At 67.9% G+C, this 20,087-nt stretch carries 19 protein-coding genes and 1 tRNA gene; 7 read left to right on the top strand and 13 right to left on the bottom strand.

Going from position 1 to position 20,087, the window contains the following annotated elements; all coding sequences use genetic code 11:
• The first annotated feature begins 146 nt into the window (after nucleotides 1-146).
• Nucleotides 147-713: a PepSY domain-containing protein gene (locus tag MPE_RS05710; RefSeq protein WP_011828736.1), complete on the top strand. Its 567-nt coding sequence runs from the start codon at nucleotides 147-149 to the stop codon at nucleotides 711-713.
• Between the two features lie 104 nt (nucleotides 714-817).
• Nucleotides 818-3,643, top strand: a complete 2,826-nt coding sequence (locus tag MPE_RS05705; RefSeq protein ID WP_011828735.1) for a valine--tRNA ligase — start codon at nucleotides 818-820, stop codon at nucleotides 3,641-3,643.
• Here MPE_RS05705 and MPE_RS05700 read toward each other — a convergent pair.
• Entirely contained in the window at nucleotides 3,594-4,718 is a 1,125-nt protein-coding gene (locus tag MPE_RS05700; protein ID WP_011828734.1) for an NAD(P)-dependent oxidoreductase, read from the bottom strand. The two genes, MPE_RS05705 and MPE_RS05700, sit on opposite strands and share 50 nt — an antisense overlap.
• Before the next feature lie 121 nt (nucleotides 4,719-4,839).
• Between MPE_RS05700 and galU the strand changes: the two genes are divergently transcribed.
• Nucleotides 4,840-5,706 (top strand): UTP--glucose-1-phosphate uridylyltransferase GalU, encoded by an 867-nt coding sequence (gene galU / locus MPE_RS05695; RefSeq protein ID WP_011828733.1) that lies wholly within the window; start codon nucleotides 4,840-4,842, stop codon nucleotides 5,704-5,706.
• A 68-nt stretch (nucleotides 5,707-5,774) separates the two neighbouring features.
• Here the strand turns inward: galU and MPE_RS05690 are convergent, their stop codons facing one another.
• From MPE_RS05690 to MPE_RS05675, 4 genes are all read right to left on the bottom strand, one after another.
• Nucleotides 5,775-6,002, bottom strand: a complete 228-nt coding sequence (locus MPE_RS05690; RefSeq protein ID WP_011828732.1) for a sulfurtransferase TusA family protein — start codon at nucleotides 6,000-6,002, stop codon at nucleotides 5,775-5,777.
• A gap of 23 nt (nucleotides 6,003-6,025) precedes the next feature.
• Nucleotides 6,026-6,568, bottom strand: a complete 543-nt coding sequence (locus MPE_RS05685) for an NUDIX domain-containing protein (RefSeq protein ID WP_011828731.1) — start codon at nucleotides 6,566-6,568, stop codon at nucleotides 6,026-6,028.
• 7 nt (nucleotides 6,569-6,575) lie between these two features.
• Entirely contained in the window at nucleotides 6,576-7,481 is a 906-nt protein-coding gene (cysM, locus tag MPE_RS05680) for a cysteine synthase CysM (protein ID WP_011828730.1), read from the bottom strand.
• A gap of 167 nt (nucleotides 7,482-7,648) precedes the next feature.
• Complete coding sequence (locus MPE_RS05675) at nucleotides 7,649-7,849, bottom strand: hypothetical protein (protein WP_041929557.1); 201 nt, start codon at nucleotides 7,847-7,849, stop codon at nucleotides 7,649-7,651.
• A gap of 200 nt (nucleotides 7,850-8,049) precedes the next feature.
• Here MPE_RS05675 and MPE_RS05670 point away from each other — a divergent pair.
• From MPE_RS05670 to MPE_RS05660, 3 genes are all read left to right on the top strand, one after another.
• A tRNA-Leu gene (locus tag MPE_RS05670) sits at nucleotides 8,050-8,134 on the top strand.
• A 56-nt stretch (nucleotides 8,135-8,190) separates the two neighbouring features.
• Nucleotides 8,191-8,781, top strand: coding sequence for a rhomboid family intramembrane serine protease (locus MPE_RS05665; RefSeq protein WP_011828728.1), 591 nt, complete (start codon nucleotides 8,191-8,193; stop codon nucleotides 8,779-8,781).
• A gap of 115 nt (nucleotides 8,782-8,896) precedes the next feature.
• A complete protein-coding gene (locus tag MPE_RS05660) occupies nucleotides 8,897-9,934 on the top strand; it encodes a S1C family serine protease (protein ID WP_148210896.1) in 1,038 nt (345 codons plus the stop codon).
• 9 nt (nucleotides 9,935-9,943) lie between these two features.
• Here MPE_RS05660 and MPE_RS05655 read toward each other — a convergent pair whose 3' ends face one another.
• Nucleotides 9,944-10,852: an NAD-dependent epimerase/dehydratase family protein gene (locus MPE_RS05655; protein WP_011828726.1), complete on the bottom strand. Its 909-nt coding sequence runs from the start codon at nucleotides 10,850-10,852 to the stop codon at nucleotides 9,944-9,946.
• A 75-nt stretch (nucleotides 10,853-10,927) separates the two neighbouring features.
• On the opposite strand from MPE_RS05655, the gene MPE_RS05650 reads away from it, so the two are divergent.
• The gene (locus MPE_RS05650) at nucleotides 10,928-11,953 is read left to right on the top strand and encodes a CDP-6-deoxy-delta-3,4-glucoseen reductase (RefSeq protein ID WP_011828725.1); all 1,026 of its coding nucleotides are present in this window, start codon (nucleotides 10,928-10,930) and stop codon (nucleotides 11,951-11,953) included.
• A 23-nt stretch (nucleotides 11,954-11,976) separates the two neighbouring features.
• On the opposite strand, the gene MPE_RS05645 is transcribed toward MPE_RS05650, so the two are convergent.
• The 7 genes from MPE_RS05645 to MPE_RS05615 form a co-directional block, all read right to left on the bottom strand.
• Nucleotides 11,977-12,690: an ABC transporter ATP-binding protein gene (locus tag MPE_RS05645; RefSeq protein ID WP_011828724.1), complete on the bottom strand. Its 714-nt coding sequence runs from the start codon at nucleotides 12,688-12,690 to the stop codon at nucleotides 11,977-11,979.
• A gap of 14 nt (nucleotides 12,691-12,704) precedes the next feature.
• A complete protein-coding gene (locus MPE_RS05640; RefSeq protein ID WP_011828723.1) occupies nucleotides 12,705-13,481 on the bottom strand; it encodes an ABC transporter ATP-binding protein in 777 nt (258 codons plus the stop codon).
• Between the two features lie 10 nt (nucleotides 13,482-13,491).
• Nucleotides 13,492-14,595 carry a branched-chain amino acid ABC transporter permease gene (locus MPE_RS05635; protein WP_036231025.1) on the bottom strand — a complete coding sequence of 368 codons (1,104 nt, stop codon included), beginning with the start codon at nucleotides 14,593-14,595 and terminating at the stop codon, nucleotides 13,492-13,494.
• A gap of 17 nt (nucleotides 14,596-14,612) precedes the next feature.
• Nucleotides 14,613-15,536 (bottom strand): branched-chain amino acid ABC transporter permease, encoded by a 924-nt coding sequence (locus MPE_RS05630; protein ID WP_036231029.1) that lies wholly within the window; start codon nucleotides 15,534-15,536, stop codon nucleotides 14,613-14,615.
• Between the two features lie 197 nt (nucleotides 15,537-15,733).
• Nucleotides 15,734-17,065, bottom strand: a complete 1,332-nt coding sequence (locus MPE_RS05625) for a replication-associated recombination protein A (RefSeq protein WP_011828720.1) — start codon at nucleotides 17,063-17,065, stop codon at nucleotides 15,734-15,736.
• Between the two features lie 45 nt (nucleotides 17,066-17,110).
• Nucleotides 17,111-17,722, bottom strand: a complete 612-nt coding sequence (gene lolA, locus MPE_RS05620) for an outer membrane lipoprotein periplasmic chaperone LolA (RefSeq protein ID WP_011828719.1) — start codon at nucleotides 17,720-17,722, stop codon at nucleotides 17,111-17,113.
• A complete protein-coding gene (locus MPE_RS05615) occupies nucleotides 17,719-20,052 on the bottom strand; it encodes a DNA translocase FtsK (RefSeq protein ID WP_011828718.1) in 2,334 nt (777 codons plus the stop codon). The genes lolA and MPE_RS05615 overlap by 4 nt, the downstream gene beginning before the upstream one ends.
• Nucleotides 20,053-20,087: the final 35 nt, after the last annotated feature.

Raw genomic sequence — 20,087 nt, 5'->3', positions numbered from 1 at the left:
AGCGACGTACCGCCTGGGATCGAACAGGCGTTCAAACGCGAAGGTCGGGAGAAAATCCTGTTGCACGCAGCGCGATCCGCTGCTCGGTCTCGATGTTCCGTCTCGCTTTCCAGCCCCATCCCTTTCCTGCATCAGAAGGCTCCACCATGACTCTGTCCCGAACAAGCCGTCTCCGAGCACTGCGAGGCGCTCTTCCCGTCGCCGTCGCCACCTCCGTTCTCACGCTCTGGAGCGCCGCAGCTGCAGCGGCACCCAAGATCCCCAAGGTCAGCGTCGGCATCGAGAAATGCATCCCGACGGTGCTGGCCAAGCACCCCGGCACCGTGCTGCAGGTGGTGCTGAAGCCGGAGGACGGCAAGCCGGTCTGGGAGATCGAGGTCGACGGCAAGGACGGCAAGCTGTGGGACGTGGAGTGCAGCGGCGCCACCGGCAAGATCGTCGAGAGCGAGCAGCGCTTCAAGTCGGCCGACGAGCCCGGCTTCAAGGAGAAGGTCAAGGTCAGCGAGACCGACGCGACCAAGACCGCACTTGCCAAGCACCCGGGCAAGGTCGAGCGCGTCGAGTACGAGGTCGAGTCCGATGGCACGCCGGTCTACGAGTTCGACATCGAGCAGGACAATGGGGACGACGTGCGCGTCGAGGTCGACGCGGTCACCGGCAAACTGCGCGAGGCACACCCCGAATTGCTGGAGATCGGCCGACTGCCGAAGTGAAGCCGCCGCCCCGGACGGAGCGGGCCCGGCCTGCCTCGTAGAATCGGGGCATCGACCCAGCGGAAACGGCGCCCCATGGGCGCCGTTTTCCTTTCAAGCCTGCCATGACCGAACTCGCGAAATCCTTCGAACCCGGCCCGATCGAGGCCAAGTGGGCCCCCGTGTGGGAGCAGCGAGGCCTGTTCGCGCCGACGCTCGACGACGGCAAGTCCTCGTTCGCCATCCAGCTGCCGCCGCCCAACGTGACCGGCGTGCTGCACATGGGCCACGCGTTCAACCAGACCATCATGGACGCGTTGACGCGCTACCACCGCATGCGCGGCGACAACACGCTGTGGGTGCCGGGCACCGACCACGCTGGCATCGCGACGCAGATCGTCGTGGAGCGCCAGCTGGAGCAGCAGGGCCAGAGCCGTCACGACCTCGGCCGCCAGAGCTTCGTCGCCAAGGTGTGGGAGTGGAAGGAGCACTCGGGCTCGACGATCACGCAGCAGATGCGCCGGGTCGGCGCCAGCGTGGACTGGCGGCACGAGTACTTCACGATGGACGAGAAGCTGTCGCCGGTGGTGACGGACACCTTCGTGCAGCTCTATGAGCAGGGCCTGATCTACCGCGGCAAGCGGCTGGTGAACTGGGACCCGGTGCTGAAGTCGGCAGTCTCGGACCTGGAGGTGGAGAGCGAAGAGGAAGACGGTTTCCTGTGGCACATCCGTTACCCGCTGGCCGACGGCAGCGGCGAGTTGGTGGTGGCGACGACCCGGCCCGAGACCATGCTCGGCGACACCGCGGTGATGGTGCACCCCGAGGACGAGCGCCATGCCGGCCTGATCGGAAAGCAGGTGACGCTGCCGCTGTGCGGTCGCACGATCCCGGTGATCGCCGACGACTACGTCGACCGTGCCTTCGGCACCGGCGTGGTCAAGGTCACGCCGGCCCACGACTTCAATGACTACGCGGTCGGCCAGCGCCACGGGTTGCCGGTGATCGGCATCCTGACGCTGGACGCCAAGGTCAACGACCTTGCGCCGGAGGCCTATCGCGGGCTGGACCGCTTCGTCGCGCGCAAGAAGGTGGTCGCCGACCTCGAGACCCAGGGCTTCCTGGTCGAGGTGAAGAAGCACAAGCTGATGGTGCCGCGCTGCGCGCGCACCGGCCAGGTGGTCGAGCCGATGCTGACCGACCAGTGGTTCGTCGCGGTCAGCAAGGCCGGCCCCGACGGCAGGAGCATCGCGCAGAAGGCGATCGACGCGGTTGCCTCCGGCGAGGTGAAGTTCGTGCCGGAAAACTGGGTCAACACCTACGACCAGTGGATGAAGAACATCCAGGACTGGTGCATCTCGCGCCAGCTCTGGTGGGGCCACCAGATCCCGGCGTGGTACGGCAGCGGCGGCGAGCTGTTCGTCGCGCGCAGCGAGGACGAGGCGCGGACCAAGGCGCGCGCGGCCGGCTACGTCGGCGCGCTGACGCGCGACGAGGACGTGCTCGATACCTGGTACTCGTCCGCGCTGGTGCCGTTCTCCTCGCTCGGCTGGCCGGCGAGGACGAAGGAACTCGAGCTGTTCCTGCCCTCGAGCGTGCTGGTCACCGGCTACGAAATCATCTTCTTCTGGGTCGCCCGGATGATCATGATGACGACCCACTTCACCGGCCGCGTGCCGTTCCGCACCGTCTACATCCACGGCATGGTGCGTGACAGCGAGGGCAAGAAGATGAGCAAGTCCGAAGGGAACGTGCTCGATCCGGTGGACCTGATCCAGGGCGTGGACCTCGATACGCTGGTGAAGAAGAGCACCACCGGCCTGCGCAAACCCGAGACCGCGCCGAAGGTCGCCGCACGCGTGAAGAAGGAGTTCCCCGAGGGCATGCCCGCCTATGGCGCCGACGCGCTGCGCTTCACGATGGCCAGCTACGCCAGCCTGGGCCGCAACATCAACTTCGACACCAAGCGCTGCGAGGGCTATCGCAACTTCTGCAACAAGCTCTGGAACGCCACGCGCTTCGTGCTGATGAACTGCGAGGGTCAGGACTGCGGCTTTGCGGATCACACGGCCGAGCAGTGCGTGCCGGGCGGCTACCTCGACTTCTCGAACGCCGACCGCTGGATCACCGGCGAGCTGCAGCGCATCGAGGCGGCGGTCGAGAAGGCGTTCGCCGAGTTCCGCCTCGACAACGTCGCCAACGCCGTCTACAGCTTCGTGTGGGACGAGTACTGCGATTGGTATCTGGAAATCGCCAAGGTGCAGATCGCGGTCGGCGACGACGCCGCGAAGCGCGCGACCCGCCGCACATTGATCCGCGTGCTGGAGACCGTCTTGCGCCTGCTGCATCCGCTGACGCCCTTCATCACCGAGGAACTGTGGCAGGCCGTCGCACCGATCGCGCAACGCAAGGTCGCCGGCAGCGACGCGTCGATCGCGACGGCAAGCTACCCGCAGCCGCAACTGGAACGCGTCGACGCCCAAGCCGATGCCTGGGTGGCGAAGCTGAAGGCACTGGTCGGCGCCTGCCGCAACCTGCGCTCGGAGATGAGCCTCTCACCGGCCGAGCGCGTGCCGCTGCTGAGCTTCGGAGATGCCACCTTCATCACCCAGGCCACGCCGCTGCTGAAGGCGCTGGCCAAGCTCGGCGACGTGCGGGTCATCGACAGCGAGTCTGAGTTCGTGCAGGCCACCGCGGCCGCGCCGGTGTCTGTGCACGGCGCGACACGGCTGGCGCTGCACGTGGAGGTCGATGTCGAGGCCGAGCGCGAGCGGCTGTCGAAGGAGATCGCCCGGCTCGAGGGCGAGATCGTCAAGGCCGAAGCCAAGCTGGGCAACGAGAGCTTCGTGGCGCGCGCTCCAGCGACCGTGGTGGCGCAGGAGCGCCAGCGCCTCACAGATTTCAGCGCGACGCTGGATCGCTTGCGGGCTCAGCGTTCGCGCTTGGGCTGAGCTGAGCTTCGTCGGCCTTGGCCGACGGTGGAGGTGGCGGCGGATCGAGGTCGTCGTCATCGTCGACGACGACAGCACCATCCACCGGCAGATCGTCGGGCTGCGCACTCAGCGGCGCCGGGCCCGACACCGGGCCGTGCGGCGGCGACACCGCCACGCGGAGTTCGCGCGCCAGCGGCGGGGTCTGGCTGAGAATCTCGTCGAGCCGCTGAGCGACCGCCCAGACGCTCCGGACACGGGACTCCTGCGTGTAACCGGCCAGACGCGAGGTCGTGTGCAGGTTGGGCGCGCCGTTCAGCGGCCGGCCCGGATCGAGCAGCCCCGGCTCCACGCTGTCGAGCCAGGCGCTCGCGATGCGGCCGCTGCGCAGGGCCATCGCCAGCGAGGCCTCGTCGAACAACGCCGAATGCGAGGTGCTGACCAGCACCTGCCCCGGCTTGCACTGCGGCAGATAGCGCTCGCCGAACAGGCCCTGATAGCGGCTGTAATAGGGTAACTGCACGCAGACGGCGTCGGCGGTCTCGAGCAACTCGCGCAGGCCCATGGCCTCGATGCGCCAGCGGCCCCAGAGGATGTCGCTCGCATGCAACGTCGGGTCGTAGCCGACCAGCCGCGTGCCGAAGCCGCTGAGCATGGCCGACAGCGAGCGCGCCGCCGGCGCCAACCCGACCAGGCCGACCGTCACCGAGGCCAGTTCACGGCCGGTCGTGACCCGGCCGCCACCGGCGCCCGGGCGCAGCAGGGTGATCAGCGCGCCAATCATGAACTCGGCCTCGGCTGGGGCCGTGGCGGCGGCGCCGCGCACCAGTTCCACGCCTGCACGCGAGCAGGCATCGACGTCGATGTTCTCCAGTCCCGGCTCGATGCGCGCCACGGCCCGCAGCAGCGGGGCGAACGACAGCGCCTCGGAGTCGATCCGCAACTGCGGCGGCAGCACCGCGGCCCGCACATTGAACAGGGTCTGACGGAAGGCTCGTGCGTCACGCGCCAGTTCGGGTGCATAGCGCACCCGGTGGCGAGCCTGCAACCAGCTCAGCACTTCGCTTTCTATCGGTTCGACAATCAGCAGATCCATGGCGGCCGATGATGACTCAAGCTTGGCCGTGACATAAGTTCACAAGCCCACTTGAGCAGGGGAGCGCGTGACGGAAGCTGCATGACAGAATGAATCGAACTTCTCTCATGATTGTAAGTACATGCTCATCAACAAGGCGATCTTCCCCGTGGCGGGTCTCGGCACCCGCTTTCTGCCGGCCACCAAGGCACAGCCCAAGGAAATGCTGCCGGTCGTTGACAAGCCCTTGATCCAGTATGCCGTCGAGGAAGCGTACGCCGCCGGCATCCGCGAGATGATTTTTGTGACCGGACGCAGCAAGCGCCCGATCGAGGACCACTTCGACATGGCCTACGAACTCGAGGTGGAACTCGAGGCCGCCGGCAAGGCCGAACTGCTGGAGCTGGTGCGCCAAGTCAAGCCCGACGACATGGAGTGCGTCTACGTGCGCCAGTCCAAGATGCTGGGCCTGGGTCACGCGGTGCTGTGCGCCGAGCGGCTGGTGCGCAACGAGCCGTTCGCCGTGCTGCTTGCCGATGACCTGATGGTCGGCGACAAGCCCATCCTGACCCAGATGGTCGAGCAGTTCGACGAATGGCGCGCCTCGATCCTCGCGGTCCAGGAAGTACCGGAGGACCAGACCCGCCGCTACGGCATCGTGGCGGGCACGCCGGTCAACGACCGCATGATGGATGTTTCGCGCATCGTCGAGAAGCCGGCTCCGGCCGACGCCCCGTCGCGGCTGGGCGTGGCCGGGCGCTACATCCTGATGCCCGACGTCTTCACCGAGATCCGCAACCAGCCGCGCGGCGTGGGGGGTGAGATCCAGCTGACCGACGGCATTGCCGGCCTGTTGCGCCGCCAGAAGGTGTTCGCCTACACCTACGAGGGCAAGCGCTACGACTGCGGCAGCAAGGAAGGCTTCCTGCAGGCCAACATCGAGCTCGGCATGGCCCACCCGCAGATCGGCGCCAGCGTGCGCGAGTACCTGAAGACGCTGGCGCTCTGACCCGGAGCGCGGCCGCACCCCATGAAAAAGCCGCCCGAGGGCGGCTTTCTTGCGCGGGCTGGCTCAGCTCAGCGCCTCCGCAACCAGTGGATGAACTCCTGGCCCTCGGTCTGCTGGTCGACCAGCTCGTTGCCGGTCTGGCGGGCAAAGGCCTGGAAATCGCGCACCGAGCCGGGGTCGGTGGCGACCACCTTCAGCGTCTGGCCGCTGCTCATGTCGGCCAGTGCCTTCTTCGCCTTCAGGATCGGCAGCGGGCAGTTCAGACCGCGGGTGTCGAGTTCCTTGTTCACTTCCATCGATATCCCCTGTTGCAACGATTCTAGGCCGACGCCCGGCCCCATTCGATCCACTGCGGCTCGATGCCGCGGGTGCGCTGCCAGTCGGCCAGCGCGAACCCGGTGCCGGCGGTCCAGCACTTCACCTCCGCCGGCTCGAACAGTCGGTACTCCACCAGCTCCGGCGACAGCACGATCTCGCCGCGCGCCTTCACGTGGTAGGCCACGATGAGCTGGTTCATGCGCTGGAAATCATAGACACCGATCAGCGCGATCTGGCTCGCCCGCAGCGCGGTCTCTTCCAGCACCTCGCGCGCGATGCCCTCCTGAGGGGTCTCGCCGGCCTCCATGAAGCCGGTGATCAGGCCGAAGTTCCTGCCCGCCCAGGCCGCGTTGCGCGCCAGCAGCAGGCGTCCGTCGCGGTCCTCGCATTCCAGCACCGCGGCCAGCACCGGCGTCGGGTTGTTCCAGTGCGTCCAGGCGCACTGGGGACAGCGTAGCCGGGACTTGTCGCCGCCATCCTCGGCCGCGACGATCCATTCGAGCGCGGCGGCACAGCTCGGGCAGAAGCGGAACGCATGCGACATCGGCGGCTCAGGCCGGGAAGACCCCGGTCGACAGGTAGCGGTCGCCACGGTCGCAGACGATGAACACGATGGTCGCGTTCTCGACCGTCCTGGCCACCTCCAACGCCGCCCACAGCGCCCCGGCGGCCGAGATGCCAGCGAACAGACCCTCCTCGCGCGCCAGCCGGCGCGCCATGTCCTCGGCATCGGACTGGCTGACGTTGATGGTCTCGTCGACACGGCTGGGCTCGTAGATCTTTGGCAGATAGGCCTCAGGCCACTTGCGGATGCCGGGGATCCGCGAGCCTTCGCTGGGCTGCGCGCCGATGATGCGCACGCCGGGGTTCCTCGACTTCAGGTAGGTCGACACGCCGGTGATCGTGCCGGTGGTCCCCATCGCGCTGACGAAGTGCGTGATCTGCCCTTCGGTGTCGTCCCAGATCTCGGGGCCGGTGGTCTCGACATGGATGCGCGGGTTGTCGGCATTGGCGAACTGGTCGAGCACGCGGCCCTTGCCCTCGCGTTGCAGGCGCTCCGCCAGGTCGCGCGCGTACTCCATGCCGCCGGCCTTGGGCGTCAGCACCAGTTCCGCGCCGAAGGCACGCATCGACTGCGCCCGCTCGATCGACAGGTCCTCCGGCATGATCAGCAGCATGCGGTAGCCTCGGATCGCCGCCGCCATCGCCAGCGCGATGCCGGTGTTGCCCGAGGTGGCCTCGATCAAGGTGTCGCCCGGCTTGATCTCGCCACGCTCCTCGGCGCGGCGGATCATGCTGATGGCCGGCCGGTCCTTCACCGACCCCGCGGGGTTGTTGCCCTCGAGCTTGCCGAGGATCACGTTGCCGCGCCGCTCGTTCTCGGCGCCCGGCAGGCGCACCAGGCGAACCAGCGGGGTTCGGCCGATCGTGTCTTCGACGGTCAGATAACTGGGCATGCGGCACCTTCCTGCGCGCATTGTGGCAGCGTCGAATCACACCGTAAGCCCGCCAGCGAATGCCATGAACTCACAGGCGACTCCGGCATAGGCAGTAGCTCAGCACCTCGAGCCCACACTGCAACCCACGGCAGCGACATCTGCCGGTGCAGTGCCTTAGGCGCCCGTCAGCTACCCGAAGCCGTCAACGGGTCTAGGCGCGCGTCGTCTGTCGCGATCGGCGTCGAGGCTTTTGCGGCACGCGCGGCGGCATCGGCCTCCACGTGCTCGCGTACCTCCCGATCGACGAAAACCGCGTTCTGACCACAGGCCACCAAACTGACCGCGAGGAAGGATGCAGTAGCGATCCAACGAGACAGCTTCTTCATGACGCAATTCTTGCTCTCAAGACACCTGCTGGGAAGGCTCTGGCGACTTGGGGGGGCTTGAAATGAGTACGAGCGTGGCAAGCTTCTCGGTAGTTTTCCCCCGTCCCGTCATGGGCGCCCGGACAGTGCTCTCGCGGCGATTCGGCGAGCAGGGCTCTGGGCCTGCGGTCGGCCAGCCTCGCTTACACTGCAGCACGCTTGCCTCGGTGGCGAAATCGGTAGACGCGCGGGACTCAAAATCCCGTTCAGCAATGAGTGTCGGTTCGAGTCCGACCCGAGGCACCACCCCCACCCTCACCCACGCTCCGGCAGCCGCGCTGCGGCCGATCCACCCGCGCCACATGCCTCCCCTGCCCCCAATCACCCAGGCCCTGATCCTGATCAACGTCGCGGTGTTCTGCCTCGACCAGTTCCTCGGCATGTGGTTCACGCGGCTGTTCGCGCTGTGGCCGCTGGGTGGCGGTTTCATGCCTTGGCAGGTGGCGAGCTACGCCTTCCTGCACGGTGGCATCGGCCATCTGTTCTTCAACATGCTGGGCCTGTGGATGTTCGGCGCGGAGCTGGAGCGCCTGTGGGGCACGAAGCGCTTCGTGCAGTTCTACGGCGCCAGCGTGCTCGCCGCGGCCGTGGCGCAGTTGCTGGTGGCCTGGCTGCTCAACTCGCCCTACCCGACCGTTGGCGCCTCGGGCGGCCTGTTCGGCCTGCTGCTGGCTTTCGGCATGCTGTTCCCGAACCGCACCATCATGCCGCTCTTCCCGCCGATCCCGATGAAGGCACGCACCTTTGTGATGGTGTTCGGCGGCCTGGAACTGCTGCTCGGCTTCATCAGCCCGACAGGCGGTGTGGCGCACTTCGCCCACCTGGGCGGCATGGCCGGCGGCTGGCTGATGATCCGCTACTGGCGCGGCCAAACTCCATTCGGTCGGCGCTGACGCCGGCCTAGGGTTGCCGCCTCGGCTCGCAGCCTTTTTGCCTGGCGCAAAGCCCTCAGACTCCCGTCGGGCTCGGTGACGGTTCATGCTGCGGCCATCCCTCGTGGAGGCCGAGATGTCACCCTCCCTTCTGCTTCGCCTGTCGTTCGCCCTGGTTCTGGGACTGTCCGCCGGCCTCGCTCACCCCGCACCGGACCGTCAGGGTAACGGCGAGGCTGCCGAATTCCCGGGCCAGCGCCTGGCGCTGAAACGGGCCAGCGATGCGGTGCTCGGGGTGCAGAGCACGGCGACCGAGGGCGCCAGCACGATCGACACGCTGGGCGAATACCGCGCCGGCTCCGGCGTCGTGATCGCCAGCGACGGCTTGGTGCTGACGATCGGCTACCTGATTCTCGAGGCGGAGGAGGTCGAGCTGGTGCTCGACAGCGGCAAGCGCATGCCGGCCCGCGTGGTGGCCTACGATCTGGCGACCGGCTTCGGCCTGGTGCAAGCGGTGCTGCCGCTGGGCATCGCGCCGGCGCAGCTCGGCCAGGCCCACGCGGTGGCGGAGGGCGAGCCGCTGCTGTTCGTGAGCGGCGGCGACGACGGGGCGCTGAGCGCCGCGGAGCTGGTGTCGCGGCGCGGCTTCTCCGGCTACTGGGAGTACCACATCGACGGCGCGCTGTTCACCAGCCCGGCCCGCCGCGACCACAGTGGTGCAGGGCTCTTCAACGCGCAGGGGGAGCTGATCGGCATCGGCTCGCTGCTCGTGCCCAGCGCGCCCGGCGACGGCAGCCGCCGTGCCGGCAACATGTTCGTGCCGGTCGACCTGCTGCCGCCGATCTTCGCGGAGTTGCGCGAACGGGGCGTATCGCGCGCCAGCATGCGTGCCTGGCTGGGAGTGAACTGCGTCGAGCAGGACGACGGCCTGCGCGTGGTGCGCGTGAGCCGCGACAGCCCGGCCGAGATGGCAGGGCTGCAGCCCGGCGATCTGATCCGCCGCCTCGATGGCGCGCCGGTCGGTGGCCTGGAGTCCTTCTACAAGATGCTCTGGAATGGAGGCAGCGCCGAGCGTGACCTGACCATCGAGGTGTTGCGCGAAGGCCGGATGCAGTCGGTGCCGGTGCACAGCATCGACCGCACGCAGACCTTGCGGCGCGCGCGCGGCATCTGACCGGCCCGCTCAGCCTCCGATCAGCCCCTCACGGACCGTCGGATAGCGCAGCACTACCCGCAATTCCTCGTGCAGGCGGCGGTTGAGCAGCCGCCGGGACTCGCTCATGAAACTCAGCCCGACCGGGGAAATCGCTTCGCCTGCGGCGGCCCGCGTGATGCGCGGCGGTCGCGGCAGCCCGGCCAGATCAGCCACCAGATCGAAGTAGTCGCCCATCTTCATCTCGGTGTCGTCGCTCGCATGGACCACTCGCTGCGGTCGCCCCCGGTGCAGCGCAGCGATGCAGCAGCGCGCCAGGTCGTCTGCGTGGATGTGGTTGGTGTAGACGTCCTCGTGCGCGGCCAGCACTGGCGTGCCGCGCACGACCCGTTCGCGCGGTGCGCCGCCGGGTCGATCGGTCGCGTAGATGCCTGGAATGCGCAGCAGCGTCACCCGCACGCCGCAGGCGCGACCGTGCCAGCGCAACTGCGCCTCGGCCGCGACGCGCCGCCGCGCCCGCGCGGTGGCCGGCGCGACGGCGCGCGTCTCGTCGAAGCGCGCCCCTCCGGTGTCGCCGTACACGCCGCTGGTGCTGCCGTAGACGATGCGCCGCGTGACACCGCCGCGCGCCAGCGCCCGCAGCAGCGCCACGGTGCGCGGATCGCCCTCGCCGCTGCCCGGCGGCGGCGCCAGGTGCAGGACCCGCGGGGCCAGTGCGCCGAGCCGACCGAGCGTCGCCGGCCGGTCGAGGTCGCCGAGCAGCGGCCGCGCGCCGAGCGCGCGCAGCGCCTGCAGGCGCGACGGCTGCGAGGCCAGCGCCGCCACGCGGTAGCGGCCGCCGAGTTGCGCGAGCACGCGCTGCCCGACATCGCCGCAGCCGACGACCAGCAGGCGCGGCTTGCGGAAGCTGGCGGGACGGCTGGGCGGGGGTGTGGGCATGGTGGGGGCGTCGTGGGCCGACGGGAGCGGCGGGCACAATCCTGGCTGGTTCGAATCGTGGTCGAGGATAACGAAATGAATTTCAAGGTGACGTTGCAGCCCAGTGGCCGCCACTTCGAGGTGGCCCGCGACGAAGCGGTGCTGCCGGCCGCCATCCGTGCCGGCGTGGGCCTGCCCTACGGCTGCCGCGACGGCGCCTGCGGCTCATGCAAGAGCCGGCTGCTGGAGGGGCGCGTGATCCACGGGGCCCACCAGCTCAAGGCATTGAGCGTGGCCGAAGAAGAAGCCGGCTGGGTGCTGACCTGCTGCGCCACCCCGCAGACCGACCTGCTGATCGAGGCCCGCACCGTGGCTGGCGCCGGCGAGTTTGCGGTACAGAAGATGCCCTGCCGCGTCGGCTCGCTGAACAAGGCCGCGCCCGACGTGGCGATCCTGAAGCTGCAGTTGCCGGCCAATGTCGTGCTGAAGTACCACGCCGGCCAGTACATCGAATTCATCCTGCGCGACGGCGCGCGCCGCAGCTACTCGATGGCCAACGCACCGCATCGAGCCGCCGAGGGGCTGGAACTGCACCTGCGCCACATGCCGGGAGGCAAGTTCACCGACCACGTGTTCGGTGCGATGAAGGAGAAAGACATCCTGCGCATGGAAGGGCCGTTCGGCAGCTTCTTCCTGCGCGAGGAATCGTCCCGGCCGATCGTGCTGCTCGCCTCGGGCACAGGTTTCGCGCCCATCAAGGCCATCATCGAGCACATGCAGTCCAAGGGCATTGCGCGCGACACGGTGCTGTACTGGGGCTGCCGCAGCCAGGCCGACCTCTACCTGCACGACTGGGCGCTGCAGGCCGCCACCGACATGCCGAACCTGCGCTACGTGCCGGTGCTGTCGGAGCCGCGCCCGGAGGATGCCTGGATGGGCCGCACCGGCTTCGTCCACCAGGCGTTGATGGCCGACCTGCCCGACCTGAGCGGCCACGAGGTCTACGCTTGCGGGGCCCCAGTGATGGTCGACGCCGCCCAGCGTGACTTCGTCGCGCGGTGCGGCCTGCCTGCAGAGGCGTTCTACGCCGACTCGTTCACCAGTGAGGCCGACAAGCACTGAGCGCCGCGCGCGGGCCGCGCGGCTCACTCCCCGAGGTAGGCCGCCCTCACCTTCGGGTCGTTGAGCAGTGCGCTCGCCTCGCCGCTCATCGTGACCTCGCCCGACTCCATCACATAGCCACGCGTCGCGAGCTGCAGCGCCCGACTGGCGTTCTGCTCGACCAGCAGCACGGTCGTGCCTTGCTGGTGAATATCGTTGACTACCTCGAAGATCTTGTCGACCATGATCGGCGACAGGCCCATCGAGGGCTCGTCCATCAGCAGCACCTTCGGGCGCGCCATCAGCGCGCGGCCCATCGCCAGCATCTGCTGCTCGCCGCCGCTCATCGTGCCGGCCAATTGGTTGCGGCGCTCGCGCAAGCGGGGAAAGATCCCGAACACCTTCTCGAGGTCGGCGTCGATCTCCTTGTCGGTGCGCGTGAACGCCCCCATCTGCAGGTTCTCGGTGATCGTCATGCGGGTGAAGGTGCCGCGCCCCTCGGGCACCATCACCAGGCCCTGCTTCACCAGGTCCCAGGCACCCTGGCCCTTGATGTTGCGGCCCATGAACTCGATCTCGCCGCTGCCCACCGGCTGCAGGCCGGTGATCGCCTTCAGCGTGGTGGTCTTGCCGGCGCCATTGGCGCCGATCAGGCTCACCAGTTCACCCTGCCTGACCTCGAGCGAAACGCCCTTCACCGCCTGGATGCCGCCATAAGCGACCTTGAGTCCGCTGACCTTGAGCAAAGTGTCTGCCATCGTGTGCTCCTCGCTCAATGGGTCTTGTGACCGGCGCCCAGATAGGCCTCGATCACCTTCTCGTTGCGCTGCACGTCGGCCGGCGCGCCTTCGGCGATCTGCTTGCCGTAATCGAGCACCGTCACGCGATCGCACAGCCCCATCACCAGCTTCACGTCATGCTCGATCAGCAGGATGGTGCGGCCGTCCTTGCGGATGCGGTCGATCAGCTCGCGCAGCACCACCTTCTCCGTCGCGTTCATTCCCGCGGCCGGCTCGTCGAGCGCGATGAGCTTGGGTTCGGTGGCCAGCGCGCGGGCGATCTCCAGCCGACGCTGGTCCCCGTAGCTCAGCGTGCGCGCCTTGAACTCGGCGTACTTGCCGATGCCCACGTAGTCGAGCAGTTCCTGGGCGCGCTTCGCGATGGCCGCTTCTTCGTGCTTGAAGCCCGGCGTGCGCAACACCGCGCCGATCAGCCCCGACCTGGTGCGGATGTGGCGCCCGACCATCACGTTCTCAAGCGCGGTCATGTCGGCGAACAACCGGATGTTCTGGAAGGTGCGTGCGATGCCGGCCTTGGCGACCTCGTGCACCGCGCTTGGCTTGTAAGCCTTGCCCTCGAGTTCGAACACGCCGGAGTCCGGCGTGTACAGGCCGGTGATGACGTTGAAGAAGGTGGTCTTGCCGGCGCCGTTGGGGCCGATCAGGCCATAGACCTGGCCGCGGTCGATGGTGATGCCCACGTCGCTCAGGGCCTGCAGGCCGCCGAAGCGCTTGGACACGTTGGCTACGCGGAGAACGGTGTTCGTCATGTCGTTCTCCTCACTTCGCGGGGACGGGTTGGACACCGCCGCTCGGCGGCGGCGCCGCCTTGCCGTGCTCCGGCGACGGCCACAGGCCGCGCGGGCGCGCCAGCATGATGGCGATCATCGCCAGCGCGATCAGCAGCTGGCGCAGGATCGCCGAGTCGAGCCGGCCGCCGCTCATCTCCTGCAGCGGCCCGGCCACGTAGCGCAGCACTTCGGGCAGCGCCGCCAGCAGCAGCGCGCCGACGATCACGCCGGGGATGTGGCCGATGCCGCCCAGCACCACCATGGCCACGACCATGATCGACTCCTGCAGCGAGAACGACTCCGGCGAGATGAAGCCCTGGAAGGCCCCGAACATGGAGCCGGCCACGCCGCCGAAGCTGGCGCCCATGCCGAAGGCCAGCAGCTTCATGTTGCGGGTGTTGATGCCCATGGCCTTGGCCGCGATCTCGTCCTCCCGGATCGCCATCCAGGCCCGACCGATGCGCGAGCGCTCCAGCCGGTAGCAGATGATCACGCTCACGATCACCATTGAGAGGAACAGGTAGTAGTACAGCGTGACCGAGGGCAGCGAGATGAAGCCGAGGTCCAGCGTGCGCCCCAGGTCGAGCCCGAAGAACTTGATCGAATCGATCTGCGAGATGCCTTTCGGGCCGTTGGTGATGTTGACCGGCGCGTCGAGGTTGTTCAGGAACACGCGAATGATCTCGCCGAAACCGAGCGTGACGATCGCGAGGTAGTCGCCGCGCAGCTTCAGCGTCGGTGCACCGAGGATCACGCCTGCCGTGCCGGCCACCGCCAGGGCGAGCGGAATCACGAACCACAGCGGCGTGTGCATGCCGTAGGGGAACATCGCGCGCACCGCCGCGAAGTGGTCTGCCAGGTGCGGGCTGGCGAGCAGGCCGAACAGGTAGGCGCCGACGGCGTAGAAGGCGATGTAGCCGAGGTCGAGCAGGCCGGCATAGCCGACAACGATGTTCAGCCCCAGCGCCAGCAGCACGTAGAGCAACGCGATGTCGATGATGCGCACCCAGGCGTTGCCGAAATACTGCGCGATCAGCGGCGTCAGCAGCAGCAGCGCACCGGCGACGAGGAAGACGACGAGCTTGTTCTTCATCATGGTCGTCTCCCCGCTCAGGCCCGGTCCGCCACGCGCTCGCCGAGCAGGCCCTGGGGCCTGAGCGTCAGCACGAGGATCAGCACGATGAAGGCGAAGATGTCCTGGTAGTGGCTGCCCAGCACACCGCCGGTGAGCTGGCCGATGTAGCCGGAGCCGATCGACTCGATCAGGCCCAGCAGCACGCCACCGACCATCGCACCCGGCAGGTTTCCGATGCCGCCGAACACCGCCGCCGTGAAGGCCTTCAGGCCGGGCAGGAAACCCATCGTGTGCTGCACCGAGCCATAGTTGGCTGCGTACATCACGCCGGCCAGCGCGGCCAGCGCGGCGCCGATGACGAAGGTGGCCGAGATCACCGTGTCGGGCCGCACGCCCATCAGGCCGGCGACGCGCGGGTTCTCGGCGGTGGCGCGCATCGCGCGGCCGAGCTTGGTCTTGTTGACGAGGAACATCAGGCCGGCCAGCGTGAGCGCGGTGACGACCAGGATCAGGATCTGCGTGGTGTTGATCACCGCACCGAACACGTTGAACGGTTCGCTGGGCAGCAGGATGGGATAGGGCTTGTAGTTGGGCTTCCAGATGATCATCGCCAGCGTCTGCAGCAGCAGGCTCATGCCCATGGCGGTGATCAGAGGCGCCAGGCGCGGCGCGTTGCGCAGCGGCCGGTAGGCGATCTTCTCGATCGCGAAGTTGAGCGCGGAGCACACGATGATGGCCGCCACCAGCGAGATCAGCAGCAGCAGCCAGCCCGGGAGGCCGGCGGCGGCCAGCACCGTGACGACCGTCCAGCTGGTGAGCGCGCCCACCATCAGCACCTCGCCATGGGCGAAGTTGATCAGGTTGATGATGCCGTAGACCATCGTGTAGCCCAGCGCGACGAGAGCGTACATGCTCCCGAGCACCAGGCCGTTGATGATCTGCTGGATGAAGATGTCCATCGTGAGGTCTCCCTGTAGGGCGCTGTGGATCAGCACCGCTGCACCGCCGAGCGGCCGGTAGGCCGCGTTTGCGATGTCTAGCAAAAAGCCCGCCAGCTGCGGGCTTTGTTCATCGTCCTGTCATCGGACGCGGCGGATTGTAGACAGCCAAATCGGGCGCTCCGCTGCGGGAAGTCCCGCTGGCAAAACGCCGCAGATCAGGAGTTCCGGCGCTTTTTTTCGTCGGCAGCGACGTTGAGGGCGCGCAGCTGGGAGAGCTTTTCTCCGATCTTGATCTCCAGCCCGCGCGGCACCGGTACATAGAACTGCTGGTCCACGCCGTCGGGCAGGTAGCGTTCTCCCGCTGCGAAACCGCCCTCCTCGTCGTGCGCGTAGCGGTATCCCTTGCCGTGGTCGAGCTGCTTCATCAGTGCGGTCGGCGCATTGCGCAGATGCATTGGCACCGGGCGACTGCCGTCGCTCTTCACGAAGGCGCGCACCGCCTTGTAGGCGGTGTAGACCGCATTGCTCTTGGGCGCCACGGCCAGGTAGACCACGGCCTGGGCTAGCGCCAGCTCGCCTTCGGGAGAACCGAGGCGTTCATAGGTTTCGGCTGCGTCGAGGGTGAGCCGCAGCGCACGCGGGTCGGCCAGGCCGACGTCCTCGCTGGCCATGCGCACCAGGCGGCGCGCGACGTAGCGGGCATCGACGCCGCCGTCGATCATGCGCACGAACCAGTACAGAGACGCGTCGGGGTCGGAACCGCGCACGCTCTTGTGCAGCGCGGAGATGCTGTCGTAGAACTGGTCGCCGCCCTTGTCGTAGCGGCGCAGCTGCTCGCCGAGCGCCTGCTCGAGAAAAGCCTCATCGATCTCGAGCACGGCACCGGCCATGCGCGCGATGTTCTCGTAGGTGTTGAGCAGGCGACGAGCGTCGCCGTCGGCGTAGGCGATCAGCCGCGTGCGCGCCGCGTCGCTGAGCGGCGATCCATTCAGCAGCGCCCGGCCGCGCTCCAGCAGTTCGGCCAGTTCGCTGTCGTCGAGCGGACGCAGCACATGCACCGTGGCGCGCGACAGCAGCGCCGAATTGACCTCGAACGATGGGTTCTCGGTGGTGGCGCCGATGAAGGTGAACAGGCCCGACTCGACGTGCGGCAGGAAGGCGTCCTGCTGGGCCTTGTTGAAACGGTGCACCTCGTCGACGAAGACGATGGTGCGCCGGCCCATGCCCTGGGCCACCTGGGCCTGCTCGACCGCGTCGCGGATGTCCTTCACGCCACCGAGCACCGCCGAGATGGCGATGAACTGGGCGTCGAAGGCATGCGCCATCAGGCGCGCCAGCGTGGTCTTGCCGGTCCCCGGCGGTCCCCAGAGGATCATGGAATGCGGCCGGCCCGACGCGAACGCGGCCTGCAACGGCTTGCCCTCGCCGAGCAGCTGCCGCTGACCGATCACCTCGTCGAGCGTGGCCGGCCGCAGGCGCTCGGCGAGCGGCGCGTCGTCGGACGCGACTGCATCGATCGAGGAAAGCAAGGAAGCGGGCGACGCCATGCCGCGATTGTCGCAGCGGGGAGATCTGCGCCCCGGCGTACGCGGCTACTGCGCGATGACGTCGGCGCCGGCCGGCGGCGTGAAGCCGAACCGGTCGGCAGGCAGCTTCGCGTCAGCCTCGAACTGGCTGAACTCGAGCCGAGATCGCTGGCCAAAGGCATCGACGATCTCGACCGCGGCCAGCGTCTTGCCGCGGAACCCGACCTTCAGCGACTGGAAGGACCCTTCCTTCACCCGCGGCAGGGCCTGGGCCCACTGCAGGCCCCCGTCGTCGGGCAGCGCCTTGAGTTCGAAATCCTTCTCTAGGGAGGCACCGGCCAGCAGGGCGGCCGGCGTGGCGCCGAGCGCCTGGCCAACGGGCCGCACCGTGACCTGGTTCAGGTCGGGATCGTGCAGCCAGACCTTCTGGCCGTCCGAGACGATCAGCTGCTCGTACGGCTTGGTGTAGGCAAAGCGGAATCGGTTGGGCCGGGAAAACTCGAAGCTGCCGCTCGAAGACTTCTTCTTCGCGCCATCGGGCGAGGTGACCGTCTGCGTGAAGGCCGCGCGCCCTGTCTTCACCTCGGCAACGAATCCCTTGAGCGTGTCGATCGCATCCGCGTGCGCTGCGCCTGCGGCGAGGCACAGCGCCGCCAGCCAGACACGACCCCGCCTCATTCGGCGTTCCGCACCGGCACGAGCAGGTCGCGATTTCCATTGGTGGCCATGCTGGATACGAGTCCGGATTTCTCCATTTGTTCCAGCAGGCGCGCCGCACGGTTGTAGCCGATGCGCAGGTGGCGCTGCACCAGCGAGATCGAGGCCCGCTTGTGCTGCAGCACGATGCCCACGGCCTGGTCGTACATCGGGTCGGCCTCTCCGTCCGACGTGCCGCCGCCCTCGCCGCCCGCACCCGACTCGTCATCGAGCGTGCCGCCCTCGAGGATGCCCTCGATGTAGTTCGGCTGGCCCTGACTGCGCAGGTAGTCGGCCACGCGGTGCACTTCCTCGTCGCTGACGAAGGCGCCGTGCACGCGGATCGGCAGGCCGGTGCCCGAGGGCATGTAGAGCATGTCGCCCATGCCGAGCAGCGCCTCGGCGCCCATCTGGTCGAGGATGGTGCGCGAATCGATCTTGCTGCTCACCTGGAAGGCGATGCGGGTCGGGATGTTCGCCTTGATCAGCCCGGTGATCACGTCGACGCTGGGCCGCTGCGTGGCCAGAATCAGGTGGATGCCGGCGGCGCGCGCCTTCTGTGCCAGGCGGGCGATCAGTTCCTCGATCTTCTTGCCGATCACCATCATCAGGTCGGCCAACTCGTCGATCACAATCACGACGTGCGGCAGGCGCTCCAGCGGCTCGGGCGCCTCCGGCGTGAGGCTGAAGGGGTTGGGTAGCTTCTCTCCCTTGGTCGAGGCCTCGTCGATCTTCTTGTTGTAGCCGGCGAGATTGCGCACGCCGAGCTTGCTCATCAGCTTGTAGCGGCGCTCCATCTCGCCCACGCCCCAGTTCAGCGCGTTGGCAGCCTGCTTCATGTCGGTGACCACCGGGCACAGCAGGTGCGGGATCCCTTCGTAGACGCTCATCTCGAGCATCTTCGGATCGATCATGATCAGCCGCACGTCGCGCGCCTCAGCCTTGTAGAGCAGGCTCAGGATCATCGCGTTGATGCCGACCGACTTGCCCGAGCCGGTGGTACCGGCCACCAGCACGTGCGGCATCTTCGCGAGGTCGGCCACGACCGGCCCACCGACGATGTCCTTGCCCATGCCCATGGTGAGCATCGAACTCGCGTCGTTGTAGGCCTGCGAACCGAGGATCTCGGACAGCCGGATGGTCTGGCGCTTGGCGTTCGGCAGCTCGAGCGCCATGTAGTTCTTGCCGGGGATGGTCTCGACGACGCGGATGCTCACGAGGCTGAGCGAGCGGGCCAGGTCCTTGGCCAGGTTGACGATCTGCGAACCCTTCACGCCGGTGGCCGGCTCGATCTCGTAGCGGGTGATCACCGGGCCCGGCGACGCGGCTACAACGCGCACCTCAACGCCGAAATCCTTGAGCTTCTTCTCGATCAACCGCGAAGTCATCTCGAGCGACTCGGGCGTCATGGTTTCCATGCGGCCGGGCACCGCGTCGAGCAGGTCCACCTGCGGCAGCTTGGTGTCGGCCAGCTCGGTGAACAGCGGCTTTTGCTTCTCCTTGGCGACGCGCTCGCTCCTGGGCAGCTCGATCACAGTGGGCTCGATCAGCAGCGGCGCGTGATCGTCGAGCTGCTCGCGCTCGATCTCGACGACATGCTCGCGCTCGCGCATCGCCTGCTCGCCGAGGCGGATGTCCTCGGCACGCTCGATGCGCTCCTGGCGCTTCTCGCGCAGCCCTTCCAGCACCGAGCCGAGCTGCTCGGCCACGGCCGACCACGAGAAGCGCAGCGCCAGAGGCAGACCGAGCACGAGCGCGGCGATCCAGAACACGCCGGAGCCGGTGAAGCCGATGGCCTTCATGCTGAGGCCGCCGAGCGCATAGCCCAAGACGCCACCGCCGTGTCCGCCCGGCAGGCGCGATTCCCACTGGTACAGGCGGGTCCACTCCAGGGAGCAGCTGGCCGCCAGCACCAGCACCAGCCCGAGCCAGAACAGCCAGGCCGGCCGTGCCGCCACGACATCGCTGCGCGCAGGCGTGTCCTCGGCCCGCAGCAGCCGGGCGAGTGCGCTGAGCCAGGCGCGCCCGGCGATCAGCAGCGCCCACCAGACCGAATAGCCGAACAAGAAGAAGGCGATGTCGGCAAACCAGGCGCCGAGCACGCCGGCCCGGTTGTGCATCTCGTCGGCCATGCCGGAGGTGGACCAAGCCGGGTCGTTGCCGCTGTGCGTTGCCAGCGCCAGCAGGGCCAGCAGCCACAGCACGCCACCGAAGACGACGGCGAACTGCAGTCGCCAGCGTGGCGCGGAAAATTCGGCGACGCCGTCACGCGGCACGGCGTCCTTGCTCAGGGAACCCAGCGGAAAACTCATGCCGCAGATTGTGGCCGAAGCGACTGCGGGCCCTG

Source organism: Methylibium petroleiphilum PM1 (assembly GCF_000015725.1).
Taxonomy (GTDB): Bacteria; Pseudomonadota; Gammaproteobacteria; order Burkholderiales; family Burkholderiaceae_C; genus Methylibium; species Methylibium petroleiphilum.
Note: the sequence above shows the minus strand (reverse complement) of the source record. Positions and strands in the feature narration are given on the sequence as shown.